Here is an 11,793-nt window from a genome sequence, read left to right as displayed (position 1 = left end):
GCCCGGCCCCGCCCGTCTCCCATCCGTGAAAGGCGGCACCATGAAGGTCAACCTGTACTACGCCCCCTATCCCTCGCAGATCTTCGAAGGGGAGACCGACCCGGTCAACACGGAACGGCCGTTCAACCCGAGAAGCGCCCTGCCGACACTCGCGGCCGGGCTGCGCGCATTCTGCGCGTCCAACGGGCTGTCATGCGAGATCGAGATAGTGGATCTGCAGCTCGGTTCGCAGCGGGTCCCCTACAAGTCCATCCCCTACGGGCCACGGATCATGAACTGCTACCGTTACGGCGTCCCCTTCGAGGAGGCCGCCGAAAAGATCAGAGAGGCGGACGTCCACGGCATCACCTGCAACTTCACCAACAGCGCGCAGATCGTGGCCGATCTCGCGCGTTTCATCAAGCAGGTGAAACCCGGCACGACCGTCGTCGTCGGCGGTGTGGACTGCACCGCGCGCCCCGAGTACTACCTGCGCCGCGGAGTGGACGTCGTCGTGCTCGGCGAGGGTGAGCACGTCTTCGGCCGGGTGGTCGAGGCGGTCGCGAACCGGCGCGGCCTGGACGACATCCCCAACATCTGCACCGCCGACCGCCCCACCGCGACCAGGATCGACATGTCCGCCCTGGTGAACCTGGACGAGCTGGAGCCGATGGCGCTGGACCTGGTCGGCGACCTGTCGCTCTTCGACGACACCGCCGAGGGGCCGCCGCCCGCGGGCGTCCACGGGAACTTCATCTGCTGGGAGACCTCCCGCGGGTGCGCCTGGCGTTGTTCCTTCTGCAGCGCGCCGTCCCGGGGGCACTACCGCTACATGTCCGCGGAGGCGATGGACAGGCACCTGAAGTACTTCCGCTCCCTGGGCGTCCGCACGATCGTGTGGCAGGAGGACAATCCGCTGTCCCGAATTCAGCGGAAGGGCACCGGCGACTATCTCTACGAGCGGGGCCGGGAAGAACTGCTCCAGATGTTCGACCTCATCCGCGGCCACGGTTTCGCGTGGGAGTTCGCCAACGGCATCGAGTTCGGCAAGTTCATGCAGGACGGCCGTTTCGACCACGAACTGGCCGCCGCGCTGCTGGACAGCACGGTGACCGACGAGGGCTGGGTGGGCTGCTACCGTGTCCAGATCCCCCTGGACAACATGAACATCAAGAAGAAGCGCTTCCCGAAGCTGCTGGGGGTCGACGAGCAGGTGGACATCCTGGCGACGATGCTCACCGACCACGGCGTGGGGCACCAGACCTACGACCTCTTCATCGGATATCCCGAGCACGATCCGGAGGGCATCGACCTGTTCGGTGACTACTGCCTCAGAATCAAGAGTGAACTGTCCGCGCTGGGCGGCTCCACCTACCAGCCGTATTTCAACGTCTTCAACCTGGCGCTGCTCCCCGGCGCCACGGACTACACCAGCCTGCGCTCGCTGCTGGCTTTCGACATCGAGGAGCACCCGGAGCTGGTCGGCATATTCCTGTCGGCCGTCGAGACCGACCACTTCTCCTACTGGGACATCTACCAGAAACGACTGCACATGACGAACCTGCTGAACGACCGGGAACTGCACCGGCGCTACGACGGTATATACGCCGGCTGACCGGGCACCGGACGAGGACGGACAGAGGACGAGGCGATGCGCGTCACCCTTTTCTACGCGCCGTACCCCGGCCAACGATTCCGCGGGCAGGGCCTGACCATCAGTCCGGTCCGGGTCCGCAACCCCAAGAGCGCCCTGGTGACTCTCGCGGCAGGGGCCCGCAAGCACCTCGCGGAACGCGGTGTCGAGGCGCGGTTCCGTATCGTCGACGCCCAGGTCGGCGACGCCGAGCCGCAGCACTACGCGTCCTTTCCCTACGGCCCCGACATGATCGACTGCTACCGCCACGGCGGGGCCTTCGAGTCGTACGACGACGACATACGCGACGCGGACGTCATCGGGATCAGCAACAACTTCACCAACTCCGCGCGGGTCGTGGCGGACTTCGCCCGGCACATGAGGCGGGTGAATCCCGAGGCCCTGCTGGTGGCCGGCGGCATGGACGTCACCGCACGCTCCGAGTGGTACCTGGACAACGGCTTCGACGTCGCGGTGCAACTGGAGGGCGAGGTGGCCTTCGCCCGCGTCGTCGAGTCGCGGGCGCGCGGCATTCCCGTCGGCTCCCTGGTGCGTACCCGCGGGCACGGCGCGGGCGTGGTGGTCGTGGGCGGCCCACCGCTGGACCTCGACGAGCTCCCCCCGATGGCGCTGGACCTGGTGGCGGACCTCTCGCTGTACGACGACACCGGGGAGGGGACCCCGCCGCCCACGGTGCGCGCCCCCTTCACCTGCTTCGAGACCTCCCGCGGCTGCCACCGGGCCTGCGCCTTCTGCGCCACACCGATACGCGGCCGCTACCGGTACATGAGCCCGGACACCGTGGCGCGGCATTTCGCGTACTTCAGGTCGGCCGGGATATCGAACATCCTCTTCCAGGAGGACAACATCCTCTCCCGCATGCAGCGGGACGGGAACGGTTCCCCGCTGCATGCGGGCGGCCGGGACGAGGTGCTGGAGATATTCCGCCTGGCCCGCGCCCACGGGTTCTCCTGGGAGTTCGCCAACGGCCTGGAGTTCGGAAAGTTCCTCGACCCGGGACATCTGGACGAGGAGCTGATGGCGGCCATGTTCTGGAGCGACCGCTCGGGTGAACGCTGGTCGGGATGTTACCGTGTCCAGCTCTCCCTGGAATATCTCGGGGAGGAGCCAACCACCCGGTTCCGGAAGCTGCGGTCCTTCCAGGAACAGTTCGAGATAATCCGGGCGATACTCGATCTCGGTGTGATCTACCAGACCTTCAACGTGCTGATCGGACATGACGAGGACGACCGAGCCGCCCACGACCTCTACCTGGACCGCTGTCTACAACTGAAGGAGGAGCTGACCCGTCACGAATCCGACGCCACGCCGTACTTCAACATTTTCAACCGTACCCTGTTGCCCGGCACCGCGGACTTCCGGGCGAAGGCCGACCGGCTGGAGTTCGACATCGAGCGGGTACCGGAGGTCGTCAGTGTCTACCTCTCCCCGATGCCGTCCCGGCATCTGGGATATTACGATCTACTACAGGAGCGTCTACGGTTGACGAACGCACTGAACGGGTCGCTGATCGACCAGTACGACGGGACCCACCGGGAACCCGGTGACGCTTCCCCCGCGGGGCGGGATCCCGCCACAGCTGACATCACCGGCGACATCACCGGCTGACCGATGACGGATCCGCTCCCGACCGGGGCCAGGCTGTACATCGCGTTGTGGCGGCGGCCGGGCGTCACGCGGGCCCTGTTACCCGGCCAGCTCACGCGTCTGACCTTCGCGCTGGAGCCCCTCGCGCTGTTCTTCCTGGTCCAGCAGCGGACGCACGCGTACACCGCCGCCGCCGCGGTGCTCGCGGTGTTCTCCGCCGCCCTGGGTGTCTCCGGCCCCCTGCTCGGCGCCCTCATCGACCGCGTCGGGCTGCGACCGGTCGTCGGCGTGCTGGGCGTCGCGCACCCCGCCGTCCTGGTGGCCATCCTGGCGGTGAGCGGGTCACGGGTCGACGTCGGCGTGTTCGTCCTGACGGGGCTGGCGGGGCTCACGCTCGCCCCGGTGGGCGCGACGATCCGGGCCGCCTGGGCACAGCTCGTGCCACGGGGGCCGTTGCTCGACGCGGCGAACGCGCTGGAGGCCGTCACCGTCGAGGTGCTGTTCGTCGTCGGGCCGGCCCTGGTGGGGCTGCTCACCGCGGTCTCGACGCCGGCGGTGGCGGTGCTCGTGACCGGCGGCTGCCTCGGCGTCGGATCGATCGGTTACGCGACCTCCCCGGTGATGTCGCGGCTGTCCACCGGGACGCGGGAACGGCGGCGACGGCGGCACCGGGGGCCGCTGTGGCGCCTGCCGGGAATCGGTGTGGTGCTGCTGGCCGCGGCGCTGGTGGCGGCGGCGTTCGCGGCCCTGGAGGTGGCGATCCCGGCGACGGCGGGCTCCTCGGCGCTCACCGCGGCCGGCGGTGCCGTGCTGCTCGCCCTCGTCCCGGTTGGCAGCGCGGTCGGCGGCCTGTACTACGGCGCCGGCCGGCGCCGCGGCCGGCCGGCCGACCGCTACGCCGCGCTGTTGTGGCTGTGCTTCCTGGGGATGCTGCCGCTGGCGTTACCGCTCCCCCTGCCGGTGATCGCCGTCGCCCTGCCGCTCGCAGGCCTGCCGATGGCCGCGGTCAGCGCCGAGGAGTTCGGGCTGCTCGGGACGCTCGCGCCCGACGGCAGGACGAACGAGACGTTCGCCTGGGTGTCGACGATGATGGCGGTCGGCGGGTCGGCCGGCAACCTGCTGTCCGGGCTGGCGGTGGATCACTTCGGGCCCGCGGCGGGCCGCTGCCTGGCCCCGCTCGCCTGCGTCCTCGCCGCGGTGGCCGTCACCAGCCGGCGAGGATCCCTCGTCGGCGTCCCGCTGCCGGTCGGGCAGCGGGCCATGGGCCCCGCCGAGGCCGGGCACAGCCTGCCCATCCAGACCACCACCGAGGGTTCAGTCACCGAAAGTATGGTGAAGATGGCGGAATGACACCGCCGGAACGACGCTGACAGAATACGGACGTGGCAGCACACAGGATCGCCATCGTGGCGCCGTTCTCGACCGGTTCCCAGCTCGCCCCGGAGTTCGCGCGGCACGGCTGGGAGTCCGTAGCGGTCGTCGAGGGGGAACCACCGGCGTCCTACGCGGCATCCTTCCGCCCCGACGACTTCGTCGAGGTGGTCCAGGCCGCCACGGACCCCGCGGCCACCGCCGCGCTGCTGCGCCGGCTCGGCACCCACCAGGTGCTCGCCGGCTCCGAGTGGGGAGTGGACCTGGCCGACCAGCTCACCACGCTGCTCGGCCTGCCGGGCAACGCGCACCTGCCCGGCAGGCCCCGCCGGGACAAGTACGCCATGATGCGACGGCTGCGGTCGGCGGGCCTGCGGACGCCGGCGAGCCTGGTGACCGACGACGAGGAGCAGATGCTGACCTGGGCCGCCCACGGGCGGCACTGGCCGGTCGTGGTGAAGCCGCGCGACAGCGCCGGCTCGGACGGCGTCGTCTTCTGCGCCGGCCCGGCCCAGGCCCGCTCGGCACTGGCCACGCTCGACCGCGCGTACAACGCCCTCGGCCTGCGCAACGACGGGGTCCTCGTGCAGGAGAGGCTGACCGGGCAGCAGTACTTCGTCAACAGCGTGAGCATCGAGGGCCGTCACCACGTCCACGAGATCTGGCGTGACGACCGGCTGTTCGTGCGGGAGAAGCCGGTCTACGACAGGCAGCGGCTGCTGCCGGCCCGCGGCGACGTGCAGGACGTCGCCGTCCCCTACGTCCTGCGGGTTCTCGACGCGCTCGGGATACGGGAGGGGCCGGCGCACACAGAGCTGTTCGTCGACGACGACGGACCTGTGATCATCGAGTGCGGCGCCCGGCTCGAGGGCGGCGTCACCCCGCGGGGGCCGGTCGCGGCCACCGGTGACAGCCAGGTGAGCCTCACGGTGCTGCGCTACGTCGACCCGGCCGGGTTCGCCACCCGGCTCGGCACGCCGTACGACCTGCGCCGGCAGTTGCACGTCGTCTGTCTGACAGCCCCGTACGACGGGATCATGGCCGCCGCCGGGCTCGACGAGATCGCCCGTATGCCCGGTATTCTGTGCGGGTCGGCGCTGAACCTGCGCCCCGGGTCGCGGGTACGTCGGACGGTGGACCTGTTCACCTCGCCCGGGCACCTCTACCTGCTCGCCGACGACGAGCGGGAACTGGAGCGTGCCTATCGGCGTATCCGCGAGCTGGAGGTTCAGGGTCTCTACCTGCCCGCATGATCCCGGCCGTCCGGGGCGTTGCGACAGGCACCCACCCCATCTCGCGACGATCGCCATGGTGCGTGACTCAGCTCATCCGGGAGAATGCATGGATCGTTTCACGTACCGGGACGGCGTGCTGTACGTGGAGGACGTGGCCGTGGAGGACATCGCGGCCCGTTTCGGCACTCCGGTCTACGTGTACTCCCACGGCACCCTCGTCACCCACCTGCGGCAGGTGGCGGACGCCTTCGCCGACCTCGCGCCGCTGATCTGCTTCTCGGTCAAGGCGCTGAGCAACATCCACCTGCTGCGGGGCCTCGCGGCGGCGGGCGCGGGCGTGGACGTGGTCAGCGGCGGCGAACTGTATCGGGCGCTGCTGGCCGGGGTGCCCGCACAGCGGATCGTCTTCGCCGGCGTGGGCAAGTCCGACGAGGAGCTGCGGTACGCGGTGCGCTCCGGCATCCGCTGCGTCAACGTGGAGTCCGAGGGTGAAATGCGCGCCCTCGCCCGGGCGGCGGCCGAGTGCCGGATGCCGGCGGGGGCGGCCGTGCGGGTCAACCCGGACGTCGCGGTGGGTTCCCGCACCCCGGCCAAGACCACGACCGGGCGTCGCGGCGGCAAGTTCGGGATCGACCTCGACCGGGTGCACGAGGTGTACCGGCTGGCCGTGGACGATGAGTGGCTGCGGCCGGAGGGCCTGCACTTCCACCTCGGTTCCCCGGTCTTCCACCCGCGGGCCTACGGCGACGCCGTGGACAAGGTGCTGACCGTGACGGAGAAGCTGACAGCCGACGGCGCCCCCGTCCCGACGATCAACATCGGTGGTGGTTTCCCCGCGGACTACGAGGGATCCGGCGTCCCGGGATGGTCGGACTTCGCCGCCGTGATCGCGCCGAAGCTGCGCTCCTTCGTGGCCGCCGGCGGCACGGTCGTCATGGAACCCGGCCGTTCGATCGCGGCCAACGCCGGCGTGCTGCTGGCCAGCGTGCGCTACCTGAAGACCTCCGGCTCGCGGAACGTCGTGATCACCGACACCGGGATGAGCCACCTGATCCGGACCGCCTTCTACGACACGTTCCACTTCCTGTGGCCGGCCCGGCCGCGCAACGGACTGTCCCCGGTGGGCCGTACCGGCGAGCACGACCAGCCGGACCTGGCACGCTACGACGTCGCGGGCCCGCTGTGCGAGTCCAGCGACTACCTCGCGAAGGACCGGCTCCTCCCGTCGCTGCGGCCCGGGGACGTCCTGGCCATCTTCACCGCCGGCGCCTACGGCATGACGATGGCCAGCCACTACAACAGCCTTCCCCGCCCCGCGGAGGTGCTGGTCGACGGTGGGGACGTCCGGCTGATCCGGCGGCGTGAGACCTACGAGGACCTCGTCTCGGCGGAGGTGGATGCGGAGGCCGGGCCCGCCGCGGCCGGGACGACGAAGCCAGCATGACCCACCAGGTCGGCACCTACCAGGTCGGCATGGTCAGGGGCATAGCCGAGATCGGGGAGGAGACCTGGGCCCGGCTCGCCGCCGGGCGCAGCTTCTACCTGAGCTACCCCTGGCTGCGCTGGGCCGAGACGGCCGCCGGCGTCGACACCGTCTACCTGGCGGCGTACTCGCGGGACGCGCGGGTCGTCGGCGCCGTCCCCTGCTACCTGTGGGACGGTGGCACCGTCCCGTCCATGAACGCCGCCTACGACGTCGTGGCGGAACTGCTCACCCCCAACGGCGTCGCGCTGTCCCCGCCGGAGCGCCGGCGCTGGCTGCCCGCGTTGCTCGTCGGTTCCCGCGCCGGCTACCACGGTGGCGTGCTGGTGGATCCCGCGCTCGCTCCCCCGGAGCGGGAGCGGGTCCTCATCCGCCTGTTCCGGGCCGTGACGGAGCACGCCGCCGGCAGTGGCGCGGGCAGCGTCGCGATGCTCTACGTGCCGGAGACCCACGCGGCGGAGTGCGCCGCGGCCTGGCGCGTCGCCCTGGACGGAACACCGGGCCCGTACGCGGCACCGCTGTCCGCGGAGGCCACCGTCCGACCGGTCACCCGGGAGCCGTTCGCCACCCCGACGCTGTCCGCCCGTTCCCGCCGGGAGTGGTACCGGGAGGAACGGCGCTTCACCGAGGCCGCGGAGGCGATCGGTTCGGCGCCGCTGTCCGCGTGCGTGGCGGAGATCGGGCCGCTGCTCGGCCATACCCAGCGCAAGTACGGGGCGTCCGACTCGGACGAGGCGATGACCCGTTACCTCGCCGGCCAGGTGCCCTTCCTGGACTCCCACAGCCATGTCCTGCTGGAGTACGACGGCGGCGCGGTGGTGGGTTTCGCCCTGACGTATTCCTGGGGGGACGCCCTGGCCGTTCGGGCGGCCGGTTTCTCCGACCGCTGCGCTCCGTTCGCGTACTTCAACCTGGCCGTCTACGGGCCGGTCCGGCTCGCGATGGACCGGGGGCTCGGCAGCGTCGAGCTGGGCGCCGGCTCCTACCGGGGCAAGTTCCTGCGCGGCGCCGACCTGTCCCCGACGTGGTCACTCGTGGTCCCCCCGGCCGGCGCGCCGCCGGAATGGCTCACGGCCCTGACCGGCCCGGGCGGGGACTACCTCGCCGCGCGGGCCGTCGACGGGGCTCTCGGCATCCGGCCGGACAGCACGCTCACGGATCCGCCGCGGATCCGCTGACACGGCACTCGACGGCACGCCGGTGGCGACCGGTGGAGGAGAAGCATGCGGTATCGGCGGTTCGGGCGGCTCGGCTGGCAGGTCTCCGAGGTCGGCATGGGCATGTGGGGCATGGGCGGCGGTGTCCAGGGATGGACCGGAGCCCTGGATGACGAGAAGATCGACGCCCTCCAGCGGGCGGTCGACCTGGGATGCACCTTCTTCGACACGGCCTGGATCTACGGCCGCGGGCACAGCGAGCAACTGCTCGGGCAGCTGGTCCGGGCGAACCCGGACCGCCGGCTGTACGTCGCGACGAAGGTGCCGCCGAAGGATCTCGCCTGGCCGTCGACGCGGAAGTCACGCCTTGAGGACGTCTTCCCCGCCGACCATATCGAGGAGTACGTCGGACGGAGCCTGGACAACCTCGGGCTGGGCTCCATCGACCTCCTGCAGATGCACGTCTGGGAGGACTCCTGGGCCATGGACGAACGCTGGCAGCGCCCTCTGCTCTCCCTGAAGGAACAGGGCGTCGTGAAAGCCGTCGGGATCTCCGTGAACCGCTGGGAACCGTGGAACGTGCTGCGCACGCTGGAGACGGGGCTGGCGGACGCGGTGCAGGTGATCTTCAACATCTTCGACCAGTCGCCGCGGGACGCGCTGTTTCCCGCCGCGGCGGAGCACGATATCGCGATCATCGCGCGGGTCCCGTTCGACGAGGGGACCCTCACCGGCCGGCTGACCCGGGACACCCGCTGGCCCGAGGGGGACTGGCGCAACAGCTACTTCGTACCCGAGAACCTGGAAGCGAGCGTGGAGCGGGCCGAGCGCCTGCGCCAGGACATACCGTCGGGTATGTCGATGGCCCAGGCGGCCCTGCGGTTCATCCTCGCGGACCCCGCGGTGTCCACCGTCATTCCGGGGATGCGCCGGATCCGGCACGTGGAGGAGAACATCGCCGTCAGTGACGCTCCCCCGCCGACGCCGGAACTGCTGGACCGCTGGAGGCGCCACCGCTGGGACCGCACACCCACCTGGTGGTCCCAGTAGCTGGTGATCCCAGTAGGGGTGGTCCCAGTGCACGCTCGGGAGCCCCCTCCACGCCGGCCCCACGCGCCGGCCGGCGCGTGGGGCCGGTCAGGTGGCGACCGCCGCCAGCGCGCCGGGGCCGGGGAGCACACCGAGTTCGGCCAGCAGGGTCTCCCGTAGCGCCAGGAAGTCACCGTCCGCCCGGCCCCGGGCACCGGTGAGCTGGATACGGTGCTCGGCGGCGATCTCCCCTGTCCGCATGACCAGGACTCTGTCGGCGAGCGTGATCGCCTCGTCGACATCGTGGGTGACCAGCAGCACCGCCGGCCGGTGCCGGGCGACCAACTCCCGGACGAGCTCGTGCATCTTGATCCTGGTCAGTGCGTCGAGGGCGGCGAACGGCTCGTCGAGCAGCAGCAGTTTCGGCTCGCGGACCAGCGCCCGGGCGAGGGCGACCCGCTGCGCCTCCCCACCGGAGAGGGTGATCGGCCACGCCTCGAGATGGCTACTGAGGCCGACCTCCGCCAGCGCGGCGGCGGCCTTCTGCTGTCCCTCGCCCCGCGGCAGCCCGATCGCGACGTTGCGCCAGACCCGTTCCCACGGCAGCAGCCGGTGCTCCTGGAACACCACCGCCCGCTGCGCCGGCACGTCGACTGTGCCGGCGTCGGGCTGGTCGAGGCCGGCGAGGGTCCGCAGCAGGGTGGTCTTGCCGCAGCCGCTCTTGCCCAGCAGGGCGACGAACTCACCGGCGGCGATGTCGACGTCGAGCCCGTCGATGACGACCTTGTCCTGATAGGCGCGGCGCAGGCCACGGACCCGGACGAGGGACGCTCCCCCGGCGGACGCGGCATCCGCGGTCTCCCGCGGGACGGTGGCGGGCTGGGATGTCATTACCTCGCGTTCCCTTCAACCAGGTGTTCGGCTGGCAACCAGGTGTTCGGCAAGGCCGTGGAGCCGGGCCGTGCCGCCCGCGGCCCCTGCCCCAGACAGTGGCCGCTTCAGACGATGGCCGCGGCGGACGGCGCTACAGCTTGACGGCGTGGTCGGCGACGACGAGCTTGCCGGACAGCACCTTGTGGTCGGTCATCCAGTCCGCGCCGTACTGGAGCTTCTCGATCGCATCGTCGTCGATCAGCTTGAGCTTTGTGACGACCCTGTTGGCCGTCAGCTTCTGCAGGACGCCGTCCGGGTAGTTGGCCGCGGCGGTCTGGATCCGCACCGTCTCCTCTATGTGGTTCGCCTGCCACTCGTACTCCGCCACGTAGGCATTGATCACCTTGCGGACGAGGTCGGGGTTCTTCTCGGCGTATTCCCGGCGGACCAGATAGGTACGGAAGTCCAACTGCCGGGGCAGCTCGTCCTGGTCAACGAAGATGGGGACGGCGCCGTAGGTGACCTCGGCCTGCTCCCGCGGGCCGGACCAGATAGACCAGGCGTCGACCTTCCCCGTGGAGAACGCCGGTCCCGCGTCCGGCGGGTTCAGGTACACGAACTTCACCTGGTCCTTGGGGACGCCGTATTTCTCCAGGGCCGCCACCAGCAGGAACTCCCCGAGCCCGGCCTTGTTCACCGCGACCGACTTCCCTGCCAGGTCCTTCACCGAGCGGATTCCCGACTTCGGCAGGACGAGGATCGCGCTGGTCCGCGGCGACGACTCGCCGAATCCGACGTAGACCAGCGGGGAGCCGGCAAGAATGGCGGCGTCCGCCGGCGTGGAACTTCCCCCGAAGCTGAAGTCCGCGCTGCCTCCGGTGACCGCCTGCATGGTCGGGGCGTGGTTCGGGAAGGGGCCGAGCCACTGGACCGCGATGCCCTGCGCCCGCAGGTTCTTCTCCAGCTCGCCGCGTTCCTTCTCCGGCGACCCCGTCCCGAAGGTCAGCCGGACCGTGCTGGTGTTGCCGCCGCCGCTGCTGCTGTCGTCCGAGCCGCAGGCGGCCAGCGGGACTGCCAGCCCGGCCGCGGCGACGGTGGACAGGAAGGTCCGCCGGGACAGGCCGCGCCGGCCGATCACCACGTGCCGGCCGGTGCCGGCACCGGCGCCACGGGCGACGGTCGGAGTCCACAGGGAGTTCGCAGGAGACATCGGCTTTCCTTTACAGCACGAGACCATTCAATGGCCGACAGTTGTATTGACTACCTGGTGCGGCGGCGCACCTGGAAATTGCGCAGGTGGAACCGATGTGACCGGAACAGATGTGACCGGAACGGGTGATATCGGAACGGGTGATATCGAAACAGCTGGTCAGGCCGGAACGGCCGGGATGCCTGGTGTCCGTGGGCCGCGCGGGCCGGTGGCAC

At 70.4% G+C, this 11,793-nt stretch carries 9 protein-coding genes; 7 read left to right on the top strand and 2 right to left on the bottom strand.

What is annotated here, in order from left to right; genetic code table 11:
• The 7 genes from CM1CMNOD_RS08430 to CM1CMNOD_RS08400 all read left to right on the top strand — a co-directional run.
• Window positions 1–1,594 (top strand): B12-binding domain-containing radical SAM protein (locus CM1CMNOD_RS08430; RefSeq protein ID WP_207387479.1); only part of this gene is annotated, 1,594 nt, incomplete at its 5' end.
• 36 nt (window positions 1,595–1,630) lie between these two features.
• Entirely contained in the window at window positions 1,631–3,241 is a 1,611-nt protein-coding gene (locus CM1CMNOD_RS08425) for a B12-binding domain-containing radical SAM protein (RefSeq protein WP_013873250.1), read from the top strand.
• A 3-nt stretch (window positions 3,242–3,244) separates the two neighbouring features.
• Window positions 3,245–4,570: an MFS transporter gene (locus CM1CMNOD_RS08420; protein WP_013873249.1), complete on the top strand. Its 1,326-nt coding sequence runs from the start codon at window positions 3,245–3,247 to the stop codon at window positions 4,568–4,570.
• A gap of 32 nt (window positions 4,571–4,602) precedes the next feature.
• The gene (locus CM1CMNOD_RS08415) at window positions 4,603–5,844 is read left to right on the top strand and encodes an ATP-grasp domain-containing protein (protein WP_083828211.1); all 1,242 of its coding nucleotides are present in this window, start codon (window positions 4,603–4,605) and stop codon (window positions 5,842–5,844) included.
• Window positions 5,845–5,932: 88 nt separating this feature from the next.
• On the top strand, window positions 5,933–7,270 hold the full coding sequence (lysA, locus tag CM1CMNOD_RS08410) for a diaminopimelate decarboxylase (RefSeq protein WP_013873247.1): 1,338 nt from the start codon (window positions 5,933–5,935) through the stop codon (window positions 7,268–7,270).
• Window positions 7,267–8,487, top strand: a complete 1,221-nt coding sequence (locus CM1CMNOD_RS08405) for a hypothetical protein (protein ID WP_013873246.1) — start codon at window positions 7,267–7,269, stop codon at window positions 8,485–8,487. Before lysA ends, CM1CMNOD_RS08405 begins: the two co-directional genes overlap by 4 nt.
• 45 nt (window positions 8,488–8,532) lie before the next feature.
• The gene (locus CM1CMNOD_RS08400; protein ID WP_013873245.1) at window positions 8,533–9,516 is read left to right on the top strand and encodes an aldo/keto reductase; all 984 of its coding nucleotides are present in this window, start codon (window positions 8,533–8,535) and stop codon (window positions 9,514–9,516) included.
• An 87-nt stretch (window positions 9,517–9,603) separates the two neighbouring features.
• Here CM1CMNOD_RS08400 and CM1CMNOD_RS08395 read toward each other — a convergent pair whose 3' ends face one another.
• Together CM1CMNOD_RS08395 and CM1CMNOD_RS08390 are read right to left on the bottom strand one after the other, a co-directional pair.
• On the bottom strand, window positions 9,604–10,386 hold the full coding sequence (locus CM1CMNOD_RS08395) for an ABC transporter ATP-binding protein (RefSeq protein ID WP_013873244.1): 783 nt from the start codon (window positions 10,384–10,386) through the stop codon (window positions 9,604–9,606).
• Window positions 10,387–10,519: 133 nt separating this feature from the next.
• On the bottom strand, window positions 10,520–11,578 hold the full coding sequence (locus CM1CMNOD_RS08390) for an NrtA/SsuA/CpmA family ABC transporter substrate-binding protein (RefSeq protein ID WP_013873243.1): 1,059 nt from the start codon (window positions 11,576–11,578) through the stop codon (window positions 10,520–10,522).
• Between the last annotated feature and the right edge of the window lie 215 nt (window positions 11,579–11,793).

Origin of the sequence: Protofrankia symbiont of Coriaria myrtifolia (assembly GCF_900634755.1) — a bacterium.
GTDB classification, from domain to species: domain Bacteria; phylum Actinomycetota; class Actinomycetes; order Frankiales; family Frankiaceae; genus Protofrankia; species Protofrankia coriariae.
This window is presented reverse-complemented; position numbering and strand designations above follow the sequence as displayed.